This is a genomic window from Hymenobacter sp. NBH84 (assembly GCF_014217645.1).
In the GTDB taxonomy this organism is placed as follows: Bacteria; Bacteroidota; Bacteroidia; order Cytophagales; family Hymenobacteraceae; genus Hymenobacter; species Hymenobacter profundi.
Window position 1 is genome coordinate 4,718,549 of sequence record NZ_CP043644.1, and the last position, 18,785, is coordinate 4,737,333.

The 18,785-nt window shown below is 57.1% G+C and carries 16 protein-coding genes and 1 riboswitch; of the genes, 4 read left to right on the forward strand and 12 right to left on the reverse strand.

The window, feature by feature from the left end; all coding sequences use genetic code 11:
- Positions 1-22: 22 nt before the first annotated feature.
- The 7 genes from F1C16_RS19790 to hemH form a co-directional block, all read right to left on the reverse strand.
- Positions 23-2,920 (reverse strand): TonB-dependent receptor, encoded by a 2,898-nt coding sequence (locus F1C16_RS19790; protein ID WP_185282312.1) that lies wholly within the window; start codon positions 2,918-2,920, stop codon positions 23-25.
- A gap of 157 nt (positions 2,921-3,077) precedes the next feature.
- Positions 3,078-4,904 (reverse strand): assimilatory sulfite reductase (NADPH) flavoprotein subunit, encoded by a 1,827-nt coding sequence (locus F1C16_RS19795; RefSeq protein WP_185282313.1) that lies wholly within the window; start codon positions 4,902-4,904, stop codon positions 3,078-3,080.
- A gap of 11 nt (positions 4,905-4,915) precedes the next feature.
- Positions 4,916-5,698 carry a uroporphyrinogen-III C-methyltransferase gene (cobA, locus tag F1C16_RS19800; RefSeq protein WP_185282314.1) on the reverse strand — a complete coding sequence of 261 codons (783 nt, stop codon included), beginning with the start codon at positions 5,696-5,698 and terminating at the stop codon, positions 4,916-4,918.
- 100 nt (positions 5,699-5,798) lie between these two features.
- On the reverse strand, positions 5,799-7,085 hold the full coding sequence (locus F1C16_RS19805) for a sulfate adenylyltransferase subunit 1 (RefSeq protein WP_185282315.1): 1,287 nt from the start codon (positions 7,083-7,085) through the stop codon (positions 5,799-5,801).
- 100 nt (positions 7,086-7,185) lie between these two features.
- Positions 7,186-8,091: a sulfate adenylyltransferase subunit CysD gene (cysD, locus tag F1C16_RS19810; protein ID WP_185282316.1), complete on the reverse strand. Its 906-nt coding sequence runs from the start codon at positions 8,089-8,091 to the stop codon at positions 7,186-7,188.
- Between the two features lie 91 nt (positions 8,092-8,182).
- A complete protein-coding gene (locus F1C16_RS19815; protein WP_185282317.1) occupies positions 8,183-8,935 on the reverse strand; it encodes a phosphoadenylyl-sulfate reductase in 753 nt (250 codons plus the stop codon).
- Positions 8,936-9,208: 273 nt separating this feature from the next.
- Positions 9,209-9,300: riboswitch (SAM riboswitch) on the reverse strand.
- Positions 9,301-9,586: 286 nt separating this feature from the next.
- The gene (gene hemH / locus F1C16_RS19820) at positions 9,587-10,633 is read right to left on the reverse strand and encodes a ferrochelatase (RefSeq protein ID WP_185282318.1); all 1,047 of its coding nucleotides are present in this window, start codon (positions 10,631-10,633) and stop codon (positions 9,587-9,589) included.
- 211 nt (positions 10,634-10,844) lie between these two features.
- Between hemH and era the strand changes: the two genes are divergently transcribed.
- The 3 genes from era (at position 10,845) to F1C16_RS19835 (ending at position 13,659) form a co-directional block, all read left to right on the forward strand.
- A complete protein-coding gene (gene era, locus F1C16_RS19825) occupies positions 10,845-11,741 on the forward strand; it encodes a GTPase Era (RefSeq protein WP_185282319.1) in 897 nt (298 codons plus the stop codon).
- Positions 11,742-11,915: 174 nt separating this feature from the next.
- Positions 11,916-13,238 carry a ribosome biogenesis GTPase Der gene (gene der / locus F1C16_RS19830; protein WP_185282320.1) on the forward strand — a complete coding sequence of 441 codons (1,323 nt, stop codon included), beginning with the start codon at positions 11,916-11,918 and terminating at the stop codon, positions 13,236-13,238.
- 142 nt (positions 13,239-13,380) lie between these two features.
- Entirely contained in the window at positions 13,381-13,659 is a 279-nt protein-coding gene (locus tag F1C16_RS19835) for a hypothetical protein (RefSeq protein ID WP_185282321.1), read from the forward strand.
- Between the two features lie 96 nt (positions 13,660-13,755).
- Here F1C16_RS19835 and F1C16_RS19840 read toward each other — a convergent pair whose 3' ends face one another.
- Positions 13,756-14,322, reverse strand: a complete 567-nt coding sequence (locus tag F1C16_RS19840) for a hypothetical protein (protein ID WP_185282322.1) — start codon at positions 14,320-14,322, stop codon at positions 13,756-13,758.
- 200 nt (positions 14,323-14,522) lie between these two features.
- Between F1C16_RS19840 and F1C16_RS19845 the strand changes: the two genes are divergently transcribed.
- Positions 14,523-15,620, forward strand: a complete 1,098-nt coding sequence (locus tag F1C16_RS19845; protein WP_185282323.1) for a porin — start codon at positions 14,523-14,525, stop codon at positions 15,618-15,620.
- 120 nt (positions 15,621-15,740) lie between these two features.
- Here the strand turns inward: F1C16_RS19845 and murQ are convergent, their stop codons facing one another.
- The 4 genes from murQ to F1C16_RS19865 form a co-directional block, all read right to left on the reverse strand.
- On the reverse strand, positions 15,741-16,541 hold the full coding sequence (gene murQ, locus F1C16_RS19850; RefSeq protein ID WP_185282324.1) for an N-acetylmuramic acid 6-phosphate etherase: 801 nt from the start codon (positions 16,539-16,541) through the stop codon (positions 15,741-15,743).
- 24 nt (positions 16,542-16,565) lie between these two features.
- On the reverse strand, positions 16,566-17,216 hold the full coding sequence (locus F1C16_RS19855; protein WP_185282325.1) for an HAD family phosphatase: 651 nt from the start codon (positions 17,214-17,216) through the stop codon (positions 16,566-16,568).
- A gap of 60 nt (positions 17,217-17,276) precedes the next feature.
- Positions 17,277-17,519, reverse strand: a complete 243-nt coding sequence (locus F1C16_RS19860) for a cytochrome b5 domain-containing protein (RefSeq protein ID WP_258049141.1) — start codon at positions 17,517-17,519, stop codon at positions 17,277-17,279.
- A gap of 112 nt (positions 17,520-17,631) precedes the next feature.
- Entirely contained in the window at positions 17,632-18,780 is a 1,149-nt protein-coding gene (locus tag F1C16_RS19865; protein ID WP_185282327.1) for a formimidoylglutamase, read from the reverse strand.
- Positions 18,781-18,785: the final 5 nt, after the last annotated feature.

The following is an 18,785-nucleotide window of genomic DNA, read 5'->3' on the forward strand; positions in this document are numbered from 1 at the left end:
GAATCGTTTAGGAAGGCTGGCGTTAGCGCAGCACGGTATTGTCAAATGTTAAGGCTACGTAGTACAGTCCTCCAATAGTAGGACCCGCAGCGTACTGGATATACCGGTTGTTGAAGATGTTTGCTCCTCCAACCTTGATGGTGGTTTTCAGGTTCGGAACGCGCACATTTACTTGCGCGTCTACCGTTTGGTAAGCAGGCACTCGGCCATTGGCCAAGGGGCTTTCCCACAGAAAACTAGTCTGCCGCCGCCACACCACGTTAAAGCCCACATTGCGCGCAATTTCGCGGTTGCCGAAGGTAACATTCGTAGCCCACTTCGGTGTGTTGAAGCCAGTTACGAAGATATCGGCCTCGTCATTGGCAGATAGATTATTGAAGTTGACATTGCCACCTATCGAGAATTTCTGGTAGAAATTGTACGTCAGGCCCAGCGTAGAGCCGTAGCTGTTGTACTTGTTGCGGGCATTGGTATACACGCGGTAACGGTCTTGGCGCGCTGCACGGTTGCTGTTCAGAGCGGCCAGCACGGCATTGTCGGAGCCTACCTGCACTTGGTTGCCGCTGGCATCCTTGGGCACACTCACTTCTACCTGCCCCAGGAAACCCGAGTAAATATTATAGTACGCATCCGCATCAATCGACAAGCGGTTGTCGAACAGCACACTGCGGTACCCTACCTCGTAGGCGTTAATCTGCTCAGGTTGCTCGGTGGGTAGGTTGCCAACGGTAAGCAAGCTGCGAATTTCAGGACGCAATGCAGCCTGCGAAGCGGTAGTGCCGGCATTGGCAGCCACATAGGCATTCACCGCCGCATTGAAGGTGGAAATGGAGGCCAGCGTATAGGAATTGTCGAGGTAGTTCAGGCCTTCGTTCACGCGGGCCAGGCCGCCTACCCGCCGTACGTTGCCATTGTTTACGAACGACAGCGCCTCAAACAAGCTCGGGAAGCGCCAGCCGTTCTGGTACGACGCCCGGAAGCTGTGCTTCTCAGCAGCGGTGTACACGGCCGCAATCCGTGGGTTCAGCTTTGGGTTGAATTCGGGGTTGTAGTCGAGGCGCAAAGAGCCTGTCACTTTCAGGCGCTCCGCGAAGAACAGCTTCGTGGCCTGCGCAAAGCCCCCTACCTTTTTATAGTACTGATTGTCGCCACCAGGCTGAGTACGCTCGTTGATGGGGCGGCCGAAATCCACGAAGTTGTTGCCATCCGGAATCACAGCGTACACGCGTGCATCGGCTCCCACAATCACATCAGCAAATTTGATGCGCTGCCCCAGATTCCAAATACCCTCGGCGTGGTAGGTGTGGCTGCGCTGCATAAGGGCCGCTCCGCCGGGGATGGGTGCACCGGGCACGTTCACGCCACTGTCCCAGTTGTTGGTATGCACAATCTGGTTTTTGAGGTCGTTGAACGCGGCAGTACCTGGCACGGCGCGGCCGGCATCGGCCACTGCGCGGGCCTGGCGCATGGCATCGGCAAGGCTGGTACCTGCGCCGAGCTGATCTTGTAAGGCAGTCCGAAATCGGCCACCCCACACGGCATTAGAGCCGTTCTGCAAATCCAGATTCAGCGCTAGCGGGTTGAGGTTGTAGGAGTCGCCCGTATTCTCAATCAGCATGTAGGCGCGGGCCGTAAAATCCTGGCCGCGCAGTTCCAGCTTGTGATTTTGTACCGTCACGCCATCCAGCTGAATCTTATTGCCGCGCTGGAAAACGCCGTCCATCAGCCCAAAGCGGTAGCCGTACGACAGCTCCAGCTTATCGGTGAGCTTGTAGTGCAGGCTGGCATCGGCCTTGATGTTGCGTACAATGGGGTTCACTAAATCACGCTCGTAGTAGCCCGTGCGGCGCACGTTGAAGGTTTCGTTGCGGCCCTGGTAGGGAATGGTGATGGACACATTGCCGGCGTTATCATCGCCATAACGGTTCCAGAGGTCGGCGGCGGGGTTGTTGGCACCGCTCAGCTCCGGAAAGCGTGGGTTGGCTGAAGAAGCCGTCTGCGGGTTCTGGTCGGTTTGGGTGTTGGCCAACCAGTCAGTGCCGCGTAGGTAGGATAGGTTGACTTTGTACGCCCACCGCTGGCCGGGGCCTACCACCTGCGCCCACCGCACCGCCGATTCCGTCAGCATGCTCGGGTCGCGGTCAGTGCCGTCCACGTGGTTCACGCCCAGTTTTTGGTACACGCTCAGGCCTTGGTAGGTGAAGGGGCTTTTGGTGGTAAGGTTCGCCATGCCGTTGATGGCGTTCATACCGTAGAGGGCGGAGGCAGCGCCGGGCGTGATTTCCACGCTGGCAATATCCAGTTCCGTAGGGCCGATGGCGTTGCCCAAGGGTACGCCCAGGGTAGCGGCCTGCATATCCACGCCATCCACGAGCTGCATAAAACGGAAGTTGTTCGGGATGTTGAACCCGCGCGTATTGGGTACTTTAAAGGTGAGGCTGCTGGTAGTCATTTGCACGCCCTTCACATTTTCCAGCGCGTCGTAGAAGCTCGGCGCGGGTGTTTCCTTGATAGCGCGAATGTCGAGTTTTTCAATGGCTACCGGCGAGCGAAGCCGGCTTTCCTCTACCCGCGAAGCCGATACCACGACTTCGTTCATCAGCATGTTTTTCGACTCCAGCGACACCTGCAAGCGGCTGCTAGCGCGTGCCACTTCCACCTCGCGCGTATCGTAGCCAATGGCGCTGAATACCAGCGTAAACGGAAATCGGAGCCGCTCTTTGAGAATGAAGTTGCCGTCGGCGTCGCTTTGCGTACCCACGCTACCGCCCTTCACGCTAATGGTGACGCCGGGAAGGGCCTGATGGGTGTTATCGCGCACGTTGCCGCTCACTGCAATGATGGGGTCCTGTGCCACGGCCGCTCGGGTAGTTAGCAGCAGGAAGCTGAAAAGCCAGAAAAAAGGATATAGTTGTCTCATGACAATGCGTGCGCTGTCTTTAAAAGAGTGTGTTGAGAAGGTAGAAAGCAAAAGGGGTGGTCGAACGTAAGGCCGCGACCAGCGAGGTCACGATTACCTACAACAACATCGGGTATTAAAGCAGCAACGCATTGTGAATCAGGTGATAATATTATGCCTAGTACACGTCCTCCAGGTAGCGGCGCTGCTTGCGCAGGTTGCGCACGTAGTCGGTGGCGGCTTCGGTATCGAGGCCAGACTCGCGCTGCACTACTTCGGTAAGGGCTAGCTGAAGGGCATTTCCAAGGCGAGCTTTATCGCCGCATACATAGAAGGATGCCCCATTCTCCAGCCACTCGTATACTTGGCGGGAGTTTTCGAGCAAACGGTGTTGCACGTAAAGCTTCTCGGCTTGGTCGCGGGAGAAGGCTACGTCCAGCTTGCTTAGGCCACCTTTTTTCAGGTATTGCTGCCACTCCGTTTGGTACAGAAAGTCGGTAGTGAAGTGCGGGTTGCCGAACAGCAACCAGTTGCGGCCAGTGGCACCCAGCTCTACCCGTTCCTCCACAAACGCCCGGAACGGTGCCACGCCCGTGCCGGCCCCTACCATAATAATGTTGGTAGCCGTATCCTGGGGCAGCTTGAAGTATTCGTTCTGCTCCACAAACACGCGCACGGTGTCATCAGGCTGCACACGGTCGGCAAGGAAGGTAGAGCAAGCACCTTGCTTCTGCCGGCCCAGCGACTCGTAGCGCACGGCGCCCACCGTAAGGTGTACTTCGTCGGGATGGGCCAGCAGACTGCTGGCAATAGAGTAGGCACGGGTAGGCAGCGGCCGTAGCGTATCCACCAGCGTCTGAGCCGATAGCTCGGTGGGATATTCGGCCAATAAATCGGCTATGTCGCGGCCGTAGAGGTAGGGTTGCAGTTTGGTCTTATCGGCCAGCAGCTCGCGCAACTCGGTGCGCTCGGTGAGGGCGGCGTAGCGTTCCAGCACGTCGCGCGTGAGGGTTGATAGCTCGCGATGCTCCGTGAGGGCCGTGCTTAGGGGTAGGGTTTTGCCGTCGAGTTGTACCGTGTCGCTGTCGCTCAGGCCGGCGGCGCGGAGCGTGTGCTCTACCAGCGGCGCTTCGTTTACCGGTACCACAGCCAACGCATCGCCGGGCTGGTAGACAAGGCCCGAATCGGCTAGGTCTAACTCTAAATGGTAGGTTTCTTTCGTCGATCCACGGCCGTTGAGCTGGATGCTTTCCAGCACGCGGGCCTCAAACGGATGGTCGTGTGAGTACACCGGGGCCTCAGGTGCGGGTGCGCTGCCGGTCACGTCCGCAGCGGCCGACACGCTGGCCGATGGCGTAGCTTCCGCAGCAATTTTCGTCAGCACCTCCTCAATCCACTGCTTTGAGGGCGGAATGAACGCTACGTCTACATCTACCCGGTCTTGCAGGCGCTGGCCGCCCAGCTCTGCCAAACGGGCGTCGAACTCCTTGCCAGTCTGGCAGTATTGCAGGTAGCTCTGGTCGCCGAGGGCCAATACGGCGTAGCGCAACTCCGGCAATTGGGGTGCCCGCTTGCCAAGCAGAAAGCGGTGCAGCTCCTCCGCCGAAATAGGCGGGTCGCCTTCGCCCTGCGTGCTCACCACTACCAGCAGCAACTTTTCCTGTGCCAACTGGCGCGGGGCGTAGTCGTTCATGTCTTTCACCACTGCCTGCAAGCCCTTGGCGGCGGCAGCCTCAGCGGCCAGTTGCGCTACCTTTTTGGCGTTGCCGGTTTGGGAACCGTAGAGAATGGTGATGGGCGGGAGGGCAGTTGGAGCCGGCGTAGCGCTGAGAGCAGCCGGAGCCGCTGCCGTTTGCTCGCCTGCTGGTACAGCACCCGTGGCGGCGTAGCGCCCATAGAAGTAGCCGCTTAGCCACAGCAACTGCTCCGGTTTCAGCGTGGCACTTTGCTGGTCGAGGCTAGAGGGGTCGAGGCCGAAGGGTAGGGAGTTGGTTGGAGTTGACATGCAGAAAGCCCTTAGGCTACTTGAGCGTATTGATAAAGAATAGTGGCTGCCTCCTGGGGCGTAGCCTGGGTGGTGGCCAGCGTTACCACATCGCCTACCACGATAATGGCCGGCGCACCGATGCCGGTTTCGTCGGCCTGGGCAGCTAGAGTGGCCACCGTGCCTACCACAAGGCGAGCAGTAGGTAGGGTGCCGTTTTGCACTACGGCGGCTGGCCGGTGAGCCGCGCCGTGCCGGGCAAACAGTTGCATAATCTCTTGCAGCCGGCTCAGCCCCATCAGAATAATGGTAGTAGCATTGGCCTGTGCCGCCGCCATTACCTCCCCCGATAGCTCCCCACTCGATGTGGTAGCCGTAATCACCCGAAAGCCCTCACTCAGGCCACGGTGCGTAACCGGAATGCCCAGGCTACCCGCGGCTGCCACCGCACTACTAATGCCGGGCACATACGCCGTAGCAAGGCCGTGCGTCTCGGCATACAGCATCTCCTCCCGGCCACGCCCAAACACGAAAGGGTCACCGCCTTTCAGGCGCACTACGTGGCCGTGCTGGCGGGCTTGCTCCACAATCAGGGCGTTGATTTCATCCTGAGAGTAAGCGCGCTTTCCCCGACGTTTGCCCACAAAAATCTGTAAGGCGGTAGGGGCATAGGCCAGCAGTTCGTCGTTGGCCAGTGCGTCGTAGAGCACCACGTCGGCCTCAGCCAGCACGCGGGCGCCCTTCAGCGTCAGCAGCTCCGGGTCGCCGGGGCCGGCGCCTACTACGGTCAGACGAGGGGTAGGGAGGGTAGGCATGAGAAGTTAAGGTAGGGGGGCGTTGCACGTGCCCGTTGTTGCACGATAGCGCTATGTATAAACAACTTCAGCAACGATGGGCGTGTGCAAAGCGCTCCTATTAAATAGAAAACGCCACGGCGCCAGGCTCTGCCACTGTGAAATAGTCCGGGTCAACAGCTTCGATGAGGCCAGCCGCTACCGTGTTGCCCGTCTGCTCATCTACCAAAATAAAGGAGCCAGACTTCCGGTTCTGCCGGTAGGGGTCGGCGGCCAGCGGTACGGCCGTTTTCAGGCGCACCCGCACGATGTCGTTCAGGCGGGCTTCCTCGGCGCCTAGGTGCGTGAGACTTTGTACATCGAGGCGGTAGAGAATAGTAGGCAGCGATGCCTTCACCAGGGCCGCGTGGTGTTGGAGCAGGAAGCGCCGACCAGCGCGCAAGGGTGTTTCGGCCATCCAGCACAGCGTAGCTTCCAGCTCGCGCGTGAGGTGCGGCACATGGTGCGCGGGCACAATGGTGTCACCGCGGCTGATGTCCACGTCATCAGCCAGGCGGATGATCACGCCTTGCGGGGCCACGGCTTCTTCCACTTCCTGCTGATTGATTTCAATGGCCTCAATGGTCGATTCCAAACCCGAAGGTAGGACCTGCACTTTGTCGCCACGGCGGTAGGAGCCGCTCTGAATCTGGCCGGCGTAGCCGCGGTAGTCGGGCAGCTCGGCCGTTTGGGGGCGCACCACATACTGCACCTGGAAGCGCGGCTCAGCCTTGGTTTCCTCGGCGCCAGGCACAGCTTCGAGGTGCTCGAGCAAATTCGGACCGGTATACCATGCCATGTGCTCCGAGTTGCGTACGATGTTGTCGCCCTGCAAAGCGCTTATCGGAATCGGCGTTACGTCGGTCAGCTTCAGCAGCTTGGTGATATCCTGATAATCGGCTACAATCTTGTGAAACACGTCCTCGTCGTAGCCCACCAGATCCATTTTATTCACAGCCAACACAAAGTGCTTGATGCCAAGTAGGGCCGCAATAATGCTGTGGCGGCGCGTTTGCTCAATCACGCCATGGCGGGCGTCTACCAGCACAATGGCTAGGTCGGCATTGCTGGCACCCGTCACCATGTTGCGGGTGTACTGCACATGGCCCGGCGCATCGGTGATGATGAACTTGCGGCGCGGCGTGGTGAAGTATTTATAGGCAACGTCGATGGTAATGCCTTGCTCGCGCTCAGCTTTCAAGCCATCGGTTAGCAAAGCCAAGTCTACGTTGCCTTGGGCAGCGCCCCGGCTTTCCAGCGCCGCCAGAATATCCAGCGACACTGAATCGGAGTCGTACAGCAACCGGCCAATCAGCGTGCTTTTGCCGTCGTCTACACTGCCGCAGGTGATAAATCGAAGAAGATCCATGAGATGGAATGGTGAAATTGTGGGATTGTGAAATTGTGAGTTTGTCGTGTGGGTGAATTGTGCGTGTAATTCACAACTTCACCCTTCACAACTTCACCATTTAGAAATAGCCGTTGCGTTTACGGTCTTCCATGCCGGTTTCCGAGATGGTATCGTCGAGGCGGGTGGCACCCCGCTCGCTCACCTTGGCCTGGATGATATCGGCAATGATGTCTTCCACGGTGCTGGCGTCGCTGGCCACGGCGGCCGTGCAAGTGGCGTCGCCTACAGTGCGGAAGCGCACCTGACGGCTCACAATCTCATCGTCGGCATCGAGGTGCAGGTGTTCTGTGAGGCCCAGTAGTTGGCCGCCGGGTAGCACCACGCACTGGCGCTCGTGAGCAAAGTAGATTTCGGGTAGGGCAATGTTTTCGCGGCGAATGTAATTCCACACGTCCAGCTCGGTCCAGTTGGAAATAGGGAACACGCGCACGTTTTCGCCTTTCTGAATTTTGCCGTTGTAGATGTTCCACAATTCGGGGCGCTGGCGCTTGGGGTCCCACTGGCCGAAGTCGTCGCGCACAGAAAAAATACGCTCCTTGGCGCGGGCTTTCTCTTCGTCGCGGCGCGCCCCGCCGATACAGGCATCAAACTCAAACTCCTCAATTACATCCAGTAGCGTGTAGGTTTGGAGCGGATTGCGGCTGGGGTATTTGCCAGTGGGGTCCTGCAAGCCTTTCTGCTTGATGGTGTCTTCTACCTTGCGCACCACCAGCTTCTCGCCGAGCTGCGCGGCCAGCGCGTCGCGGAAGGCCAGCACCTCAGGAAAGTTGTGGCCCGTGTCTACGTGCACCAGTGGAAACGGAAACTTGCCCGGCCGAAAAGCCTTTTCGGCCAATCGTGTGAGCACAATAGAGTCTTTGCCGCCCGAAAACAGCAACGCCGGCCGCTCAAACTGGCCCGCTACTTCGCGCAAAATGTGAATGGCTTCGGCTTCTAGCCGGTCCAGGTAATCAAGGGTAGGCATATAGTGAGTTGTCTGTATTCAGTTGTTAGTTGCCAAACGGAGACGTCATTTCGACCAGCGGGAAAAATGACGTTCCGGTTTAGCAATTGATCTACGCTGGCACCGATTCTACCACGGGGTCGGGGCCGTTGTGGGTAGCGTGCAGGCCGCACTCCTTGGCATCAGCATTTTCCCACCACCAGCGCCCAGCCCGGAAATCCTCACCCGGCTTGATGGCGCGGGTGCAGGGCGCACAGCCAATGCTTACGAAACCTTGCTGGTGCAAGGGGTTGGTAGGCACGCCATTATCTTTGGCAAATGCCCAGCACTGCTCCCAAGTCCAGTTGAACAGCGGGTGTATTTTGACAAGCTGATGCGGCTCGTCCCACTCCACGGGCTCCATCGTCTGGCGGTTCTGCGACTGCTCGGCCCGGATGCCGGTAATCCAGATCTGCTGACCTTGCAGCGCCCGGTTCAACGGTTCCACTTTGCGAATACCGCAGCATTCCTTTCGGTTCTCGATGCTCTCGTAGAAGCTGTTGGGGCCTTTGGCTTCTACCAATGCCTGCACACTATCGGTCTGCGGGGCGTAGGCTTTGATGGGCTTCTGATATTTCAGAATAGTCTTGCTCCAGGTGGAATACGTCTCCTGAAAATTGCGGCCCGTATCCAGCGTGAACACCTCAATGGGTAGGTCGTGCGCAAAAATCAGGTGAGTAATAATCTGATCCTCAATGCCAAAAGAGGTAGAGAAAGTAATTTTGCCGGGAGCCTCTTCTACCGCAGTGCGCAGGATATCTAGTGCATCCTGGGTAGCAAACTGCTGGCGTAGGTCGGAAACCCGCGATTCGAGGGAAGTAGACATAAAACGAAAAAAATCTAGAGGAAGAAGTGCGGACGAGGCCGCGGAAGGGTAGCCGGCGGCAGCTGTGGCTGCTTGTGCGCGGTACGGATGGGGAGTCGGGGCCTTGCCGGTGGCACTTTAGGCAGGCAGACTCAGGTCAAAGGGAAATGCTTCCCGGTCGTTTCAACAACAACAGGCACAGCAGCACATCATACCCATGCAGGCGGCCACACGGCCGGAGAGGGTAGGAGAAGCAAGTGTGCGGAGGTTGTTGGAATGGACCACGGTTGTTTGTTTTTATATGGTCAGGACTTGGCACCGTTCCGCATTAAGCGGAGGTTGCCGGCGTTTCGTCGAGCCTGTCTCTCCACGCCTCTGTATAAAAACAATCCTTCAAAGGGAAAGAATTGGTGGCACAAAGGTAAAGACACAGCGCCGAAAAACACAAATAAAAAATATCCGACCCGCTATACGTAGCAGGTCGGATATAACTAGCGAAGGTAAGAAAGGTTCTGAGCGGGCTAACTATAGCTAGAAAAGTGGGTTTTCCATACTAGCACGTCATTTCGAGCCGGTCGAGGAATCTCGCGTGCTCCCGGTAATTTCTATCTTTCATCAGCACGCGAGATTCCTCGACCAGCTCGGAATGACGTGCTAACTGATCAGGCGCTGCTAATTCTGGCGAATCATGTTCACCACGCCTTCTACCCATTGCGGATGCGAGTTCAGGGAAGGCACCAGCTGCCAGTGCTTACCGCCGGATTCCTCAAACAATTCCTTGAACTCCACGCCTACCTCAATGGTCGTCTCTAGGCAGTCGGCCACGAAAGCGGGGGAGAAGGCCAGCACGTTGTGAATGCCTTTTTTGGGGAATTCCTTCAGCACTTCGTCGGAGTAGGGTTGCAGCCACGGGTCGCGCAGGCGGCTTTGCAGGCGGCTCTGGAAGGCCACAGTGTACTGGTCGTCGCGCAGGCCCAGGCCTTTGGCTAGCAGGCGCGAGGTTTCGAAGCATTGCGCCCGGTAGCAGTAGCGGTTGTTCTTGTTGTAGGTGTTGCAGCACTTGCCCAGCTGGCAGTAGCCTTTGAAGCTACCCTTCAGCACGTGGCGCTCTGGTATGCCGTGGTAGCTGAACAGCACATGGTCGTAGTCGTGTTTGGCCATTTCGGCCTTGCCCAGTGTCACGAAGGTGCCGATGAAGCTAGGGTCATCGGTGAAATTGCTGATAAAGCTGATGCTGGGCACAATCCACCACTTGCTCACAATATCCATCACCTTTTCCTGCACCGAGCCCGTGCTAGCTGCCGCGTACTGCGGAAACAAGGGTAGCACAATGATGCGGTCTACGGCTGCGTCGCGCAGCTCCTCCAGCCCTTTCTCGATGCTAGGGTTCTGATAGCGCATTCCGAAGGCTACCACGTACTCGTCGCCCAACTGCTCCTGCACCAGCTTCTGCAAATCCAGGCCGTGGTAGAGTAGGGGCGAACCGCGCTCCGTGTCCCAGAGCTGCTGGTAGATTTTGGCCGATTTGGGCGCCCGCAGCGGCACTACCAAGCCTTGAAAAAGAGGGTAACGCACGGCGGCCGGCATGTCAATTACACGGCCATCGGTGAGAAACTCATTGAGGTAGCGGCGCACGTCGGGCGTACGGGGCGAGTCGGGTGTGCCAAGGTTGACGAGCAGGACGCCAACGCGGCGTTTGGGAGTGGCGGGAGTAGGCATTATTATTTAGCTGATAGCTAGTAGCGGTTGGCTATTCGCTTTTTTCGATAGAACGGACAGCTCCTAGGCTCACTTATGTCTAGAGGCTGACTATGTAACCGCAAAGTTGGCCGGTTATCTTCAATCCAACCACAAAAAAGCTAACGACTGCCAGCTACTAGCTAAAAGCTCAAAATACCCGTACCTTTGCGGGCTAATTCCCTGACAACCCGTGAATACCGAACCAAAACCGCACCGCGCCGGCTTCGTGAGCATCATCGGCAAGCCCAACGTGGGCAAGTCGACGTTGATGAACGCCCTGATGGGTGAGCGGCTTAGCATTGTTACCAGCAAGGCCCAGACCACGCGTCACCGCATCCTGGGCATTCTGAACGGCGATGATTTCCAGTTGGTCTATTCCGACACGCCCGGCATTATTCAGCCCAAGTACGAGTTGCACAGCGCCATGATGTCGTTTGTGTACTCATCGCTGGAAGATGCCGACGTGGTGCTGTTTGTGACGGACATCTACGAGAAGCACGACGAAGAACCCGTAGTGGAGCGCCTGCGCAAAATGCAGGACACGCCCATCTTTCTGCTGGTCAACAAGATTGACCAGGCCGATCAGGCTGAGGTAGAGGCTAAAGTAGCCTATTGGGAGGAGCACCTGCCCAATGCCACCCGCGTGCTACCCATCTCGGCGCTGGAGAAATTCGGGACCGGTGAGCTGCTGGATCTGATTCTGGCAAAGCTGCCCATCCACCCGCCCTACTACCCCAAAGACGAACTAACCGACAAGCCGGAGCGTTTCTTTGCCGCCGAAATGATTCGGGAGAAGATCTTCAAGCTCTACAAAAAAGAGGTGCCTTACTCTTGTGAGGTAGGCATCGAGGAGTTCAAGGAAGAGGACGACATTATTCGGATGCGGGCCACGATTTACGTGGAGCGCAGCAGCCAGAAAGGCATCATCATCGGTAAAGGCGGGGAGGCCTTGAAGAAGGTAGGGACTTGGGCGCGGGAGGAAATGGAGAAGTTTTTCCTGAAAAAGGTGTTCCTCGAAATCCACGTCAAAGTCAACGAAAACTGGCGTACCGACCCAAAGGCACTGAGCCGGTTTGGGTACCAGTAAGGGTGTGTTGCACGCACCCATCGTTGAACGACCGTGTCGCGCAACAGTGTTTTACTAAACAACATCAGTAACGACGAGCGCCTGCGAGGCGCCCCTACATTCCGACCTCAACAACTCACTTAACTACTCCGGGCACTGCCGAACTTGGTCGGGCCGGCGGCTGGAGTCAGACCAATGAAAAATACCATTGCAATTGTGGGCCGCCCCAACGTGGGTAAGTCCACGCTATTCAACCGCTTGGTGGGGCAGCGCAAAGCCATCATGGACAACGAGTCGGGCGTAACGCGCGACCGGCACTATGGCTACGGCGACTGGATTGGCAAGTACTACACCGTGATTGATACGGGCGGCTACGTGCACAACTCCGAGGACGTATTCGAGGAGGAAATCAATAAGCAGGTGAAGCTGGCCATTGATGAGGCTGACGTGGTGCTGTTTATGGTGGACGTAGACGCCGGCCTGCACCCTCTAGATGAGGAGTTTGCCAACGTACTGCGCCGCTACCAAGACAAAAAACCGATCTACCTGGTGGCCAACAAGGCCGATACCAACGCCCGCGCCCACGCCGCTGGCGAGTTCTACGCTCTGGGCATGGGCGACGGCGAAATCTACTCTATCAGTTCGCAAAGTGGCTCCGGCACCGGCGACTTGCTGGATGCCGTGGTAAGCCACTTCGAAGAAGAAGGGGTAGAAGAACCTGATGCTGGAGTACCCAAAATTGCCGTAGTAGGCCGCCCGAACGCCGGTAAATCATCATTCGTAAACCTGCTGCTGGGTACTGACCGCAGCATTGTAACCGATATTGCCGGTACTACCCGCGACTCCATTTCGGCGCGTTACAACGCGTTCGGCAACGAGTTTATCTTGGTGGATACGGCTGGTTTGCGCCGCAAAACCAAGGTAAAGGAAGACGTGGAGTTCTACTCCGTACTGCGGGCCATCCGGGCCATGGAGGAGTCGGACGTGTGCGTGGTGATGCTGGACGCTACCCGCAGTATTGAAGCCCAGGACGTAAACATCATTGCCCTAGCCGATAAAAACCGCAAGGGCATCGTGATTCTGGTAAACAAGTGGGACCTCATCGAGGACAAGGAGACCAACACGGCCAAGGAATTTGAGGCGAAAATCATGGAAAAGATTGCGCCCATTGCCTACCCGCCCGTGGTGTTCATTTCGGTGCTGAACAAGCAGCGCGTACACAAAGCCATCGAAACGGCCATTCAGGTGTACGAAAACAAGATGCACAAAATTCCTACCTCTCAGCTCAACGAAGTGATGCTACGCGAGATTGAGAAGTCGCCACCGCCCGCTACAAAGGGTAAGATGGTACGGATTAAGTACGTGACGCAGTTGCCGACGCACAACCCGGTGTTTGCGTTCTTCTGCAATTTGCCGCAGTACGTGAAGGAATCGTATACACGCTACCTGGAGAATCGTCTGCGCGAAAACTTTGGCTTTCAGGGTGTTCCGATTGGTATTGTGTTTAGGAAAAAATAGGGTAGAAAAAATTTAAGTTTTTTTTCTAGTGTCGGGTTACCTTCTGCCAACGCCGGTATAAACTCCCGAATTTCGCCTCCAGCCTGGCTGGAACCGCGAGAAACACCAAACCTGAAATTCCATTTTCCAATTTACCTCCATCATGAAAAAAGTACTGTTCCTCGCTCTGGCTGCCGTTTCGTTCTCGTTCGCTTCGTGCGACAGCAAAACTGAGAATGCTCAGGAAAATGCTGCTGACAACGTAGAAGAAGCTGGCGAAGCTAAGGCTGACGCTATGGAAGAAGCTGGCAACGAAGCTGGTGCTGATTCGGTAGAAAACGCTACTGAAGCTAAAGCTGACGCTATGGAAGATGCCGCTGATGCTCTGCCAAGCCAGGCTACGCCAGCTCCAGCTGGTGGCGCTACCACCACCCAGCAGTAATTACGTAGCCTGCAAAGGCGAAAAAGGGGGCTCTCCGCATAGGGGAGCCCCCTTTTTTTGTGTTTACTTTGAATAGGTTCGCTATAATAACAGCCACTATCCTAACCGATAGCCAATAATTTTATCGACTACGTTGAATAGTTTGCGCGGCTCATAGGTTCGCCAGGGTAACTCGTCGAGTTGCCCACCAAAATTGATGTAACTATCGAGATTAAACTGGCGCATTTCGCGAATAACATGCTCTTGGAAGTTGACGCCAGCAATCCAGCCGTCTTCTACATCCTCAAACCACTCTTCATAATACGAGTCGTCGGAGCCATGGAAGTTAAACACGTTTTCGCCTACCAAAATAAAGCGCGCAATGCCCTCGTGTAGCAACGGGTCGATAATCTCGCGTTTGAGCTGCATGATGTCGTTTTCGATAGCATCGTTCCATTCTCCGATAAACTCCAGAATGGCTGATTGTTGCTCGTAATCGACGAATAAAATCTTGATAAACAGGGTGTCCGACCCGAAGTCGTCCCACTGCGGGTGTATGTAGTAGCCGTAGATGGTATTGACATAGCTGTCGAGGCTGTTCTCGGCGCCGTGCAGGGGCGAGCGCGGGTCTTCAGAAGCCGAGTATTGGTCGATCCAGGCGTAGTGTGGCTCGATGGTATGCACGCAGGTAGAGCTAGAGGTAAAACAACCGACCCCGGACGCCCGGGCCGCTCCTCCCTAACGCAGTAGCGAATTGAAGTGTTCGACTGGGTAGAGTTTGCCATGCAAATTGCCAGGGTAGTACGGTCCCTCCAACCACTCCGCAACAAGAGGTTTTGAGGTAGAAAGTCAACATATAGAGCGCCTTTTCGTTACGGTCGGCTATGAAACACTGCTACGTATTGCTGAGTATTTTACTCCTGCTGAGTCAGCTGGCTGCTGCTCAGATTTCGCTCGATACCGTTGCTCGTCCGTCGCCCATCACGCTCTACGGCTACATCGACGGCTACTACGGCTATGACTTCCCACACCCTGATAACACTAGTCGGCCAGGCTTTTTCTACTCCCACAACCGCCAGAACGAGTTTACGGTAAACCAAGCGCTGATTGGGCTGCGCTACGACGATGGCAATATCCGTGGGGCGCTGGGCTTACAGGCCGGCACCTACCCCGAGGCCAACTACGCCGCCGAACCCACGCTGTTGCGCAGTATTTATGAGGCCTACGCGGGCTTTCGGCCATTGAAAAAAACCTGGCTTGATATCGGGGTGTTCGGCGCGCACGTCGGGTTTGAGTCGGCCATCAGCAAAGACAATTGGACCGTGACGCATTCCCTGGCCGCCGAAGGCTCGCCGTATTACGAGGCGGGCGCCCGCTTTACCTATGAAGCCTCCGACAAGCTCACACTCACGGCGCTGGCGCTCAACGGCTGGCAGAACATCCGCGACAACAACCGCGCAAAATCGGTGGGCACACAAGTGCAATGGCGCCCTACCGAGAAGCTACTGTTCAACTACAGCACGCTTTTTGGCAACGAGCAGCCCCAGGATTCGGTGCGGCGCTTCCGTTACTTCCACGATTTTTATGTGACCTATACGGCCACCAGCCGCTTGCAGGCGCTGCTGTGGTTTGATATCGGTAAGCAGGAAAAGCGCCGGCCCGATACCAAGGACGATACCTGGCACACAACCGCCGCCATTGTGCGCTACCAACTGGCCCCACAGTGGTTTGTGGCAGCTCGTGGCGAGTATTACTATGCCCGCAATGGCGTGGTAGTCCGCGACCTGGGCCCTACCCCCAACGAACCCGATTATTTCGTTAGAGGTGGTTCTCTCAACTTCGACTACCGTCCCAATAAGCATGTGCTAGCCCGCCTGGAAGGCAAAGTGCTGAATGCTCGCAACCCCATTTTTGCCAACACCGATGGCGCTTTTCGACACACCTACGGCAACTTGACTTCGACAATTGCGCTGTCGTTTTAAGATTAAGGCTTATGTCATCCTGAGTGCAGCGAAGGACCTTATGACAGTGGAACTACAGACGTAACAACGACTCGTTCTACTGTCATAAGGTCCTTCGCTGCACTCAGGATGACACACATCCTACCCTCGCGCATCCAGCGCTGCGCGCACGGAACCGTGCTTCTTCAGCAGCGCAGCCGCCTCGTCGTGCTCAATTCCTAGCTCGTCCATCAGCATCCGTTCGCCGCGGTCTACCAGCTTGGCATTGGAGAGCTGCATGTCTATCATCTTGTTGCCCTTGACCTTGCCCAGCCGGATGAAGGTAGCAGTGGTGAGCATGTTGAGCGCCAGCTTCTGGCCAGTGCCAGCCTTTAGGCGCGTGCTACCCGTCACGAATTCCGGCCCGGTCACAACTTCTACCGGAAACTCGGCCGCGACGGCCACCGGAGAATCTGCGTTGCACACAATACAGCCCGTAGCCAGGCCGTGTTGCCGGGCCTGTTGCAGCCCGCCAATCACGTAGGGCGTGCGACCCGAGGCAGCAATGCCTACCACAATATCTTTCTCGTTGACGTCGTGCGCTTGCAGGTCGCGCCAGGCTTGCTGGGCATCGTCCTCGGCGTTTTCCACGGCTTTACGAATGGCGGTATCGCCGCCGGCAATGATGCCCACTACCAACCCGTGCGGCACGCCGAAGGTAGGCGGGCACTCAGAGGCATCGACTACGCCCAGCCGCCCGCTAGTGCCCGCTCCAATGTAGAACAGCCGCCCGCCCTGTTGCAGCCGCGCCACGGTGGCTTCTACCAGCGCCTCTAGCTGGGGTAGGGCTTTGGCTACGGCCTGGGGCACGGTCTGGTCCACGCTGTTCATGCCGGTCAGCAACTCGTGGGTCGACAGGGTTTCGAGATTATTGAACAGGGAGGCGCTTTCGGTGGTGCTCATAGGGTGGGGGCTAGAAAGGGTGAATTACAATAAGTTGCTGATAAAGGTATCGTTGAAATCCTCGGCGAAGTGTAGCACGTTGGGCAGGTGCGCAAACTCCTGCGGCTGGTGCGTGGTGGTGAGAATCACGGTGTTCATGCCGGCATTGTGGGCAGCTTCGGCGCCTTTGGGCACGTCCTCAAACACCACGCAATCAGCAGGCGCTACCCCTAGCTGGGCGGCGGCTTTCAGGAAGGTTTCAGGGTGCGGCTTGCTCAGCGTTACGTCGTCGGCGCTGACGATGGCCCGGAAATACCGCCGAATGTCCAGCGTATCTAACACAAAATCAATATTAAATGGAATAGCCGCCGACCCAATGGCTACCGGAATATCCTGCTGGTAGGCCCGTTCAAGAAACTCCGCCAGGCCCGGTAGCAAATGCAAATGCGGTCGAAACTCATCCTGATACCGCTGCTCCTTGGCTACCGAAAGCTGCTCTATCTCCTCAGCCGTGAAACGGTCGGGGCCAAACATGCGCTCCAATACCTCCCCGTTCTTGCCGTACATCTGCGGTTTCACTTCTTCCCAAGTGAAATTGCTGCCCAACTCGTGGTTAAAAATGTGCTGCCACGCCTTGGTATGGTATTCCATATCATGAATCATGGTGCCGTTGAGGTCGAAGATAAATGCCTTCATGTGAATCGGTTAGGTAGAGGAGAGCACGCTTGTCAGTATGCGGCCAAGCTAGAACGTTCTTTATTTTATGGGCGAAATCAGCCGGCCGATAATCGGGAAGTTGTCGAACACGTTGGGCGTGTGCGGGGCGTCGTGGTCCAGCTCGCGGGTCAGGTCCTGGCCTGCCCAGTGCTCGTAGTGGTTGCCGCGCCGCCACAGCCGGGAGCGGCTCACGTCGTAGATATTGCCCTGATAGGCCACCCAAATTTCGTCCCGGTCCTGCCCGTTACGCAGAGCCAATTGAGCGCGGGTGTAGGTAGGCAATAATGTGTCTGCCGGCGAGGGTAGGCTATTGGGGGCAGATGAGTTTGTTTGCGTTTCGCTCATAGATTCAGCAAATAACCAGCGAAACGGCCGAACTTCCTTGTGGCGGCTCCTACCCCAGCAGCGCCTGCGTCAGAATCCAGCGGTTGGGCAGGTCGCCCTGAGCGGCGCGGATGTAGTCGTCGTAGCTGCACGGCACGATGCGCTTGATGTCCTGGTCGGCCAGGCTTTCCACTTCCAGCCACCATTTTTCGGTGCGCTTGGCTTTGTAGAACACCAGCTTGGCTGGCGTGCCCGGCAGCCCCACCGCATAGCGAATAAACCGCCGGCTCTGAAAATCCATTTCGCCCCAACGGTGGTAGAAACCTTCCACAAAATACCACAGCATGGTAGCCAGTGTACCAGCCGCCAAGCCGTGCGCATCGTGGTCGGGGCGGTAGCCGTAGAGGCCGAAAGACGTGAGCTGATCGTTGTGGCCGGCGTACCAGGCCAGTTGGGCAGCCTCTTCGCTGCTGAGGCCGAAAGAGTTGGCGGGGTAGTAGCCCGGCGCCTCGGTCCAGCGCAACGCAGCTACATCAAACGTCACGAAATCGGCCTGCCGGAGTAGGGGTTCTGCCTGGCGCACATCGGTGCGGATGGCACCCAGGCGCATGGTTTCAAAGTGCAACTTTTCCAGCGCCGCCAGCACGTCGGGCGCTACTAGATATTGCTGGTGCCCCAGCTGGGCGAAGTTGAACAGGAAGTTGGGCTCGTGCATAATCATGCGCCTCAGGTGCGCTTCCTCGGCGGGGGCACAGTCGTACTCGGCCATGTCCACGCGCGCATCTACAGAAGCAAAGCTGATGGGGCGGTCCAGGGTTTCGTAGGCCAGAAACTGCCCATAATCCAGGTCGGGGCCACCGCCGAGCAGGATGGCTACCGTGTTGTGTTCCAGTAGAGTAGCCACAATTTCGCGCAGGCGCAGGTAGGTGTCTTCCAGCGTGAGGCCGGGCCGCAGATTGCCCAAATCCACCAATTTGGCCGGCCTTACGCCGCGCTGCATATGGTAGAAGCGCTGCCGCACGGCATCGGCGCCGTGGTGGGTAGGCGCCCCGGCGGCGGTGCCGCGCCAGTCGTCAAGGCCGATGATGGCCAAGTCGGCTGTGCGCCAATCGGGGAACGTATGCACGAATGGGGCAATGTACGCCGCCAGGGCCGTAGGCGCAGCCGGTGGGGCCACCACCTCTTCCCGAAGCGGATCAAAAAAGATACCCAGATTCATGAGTG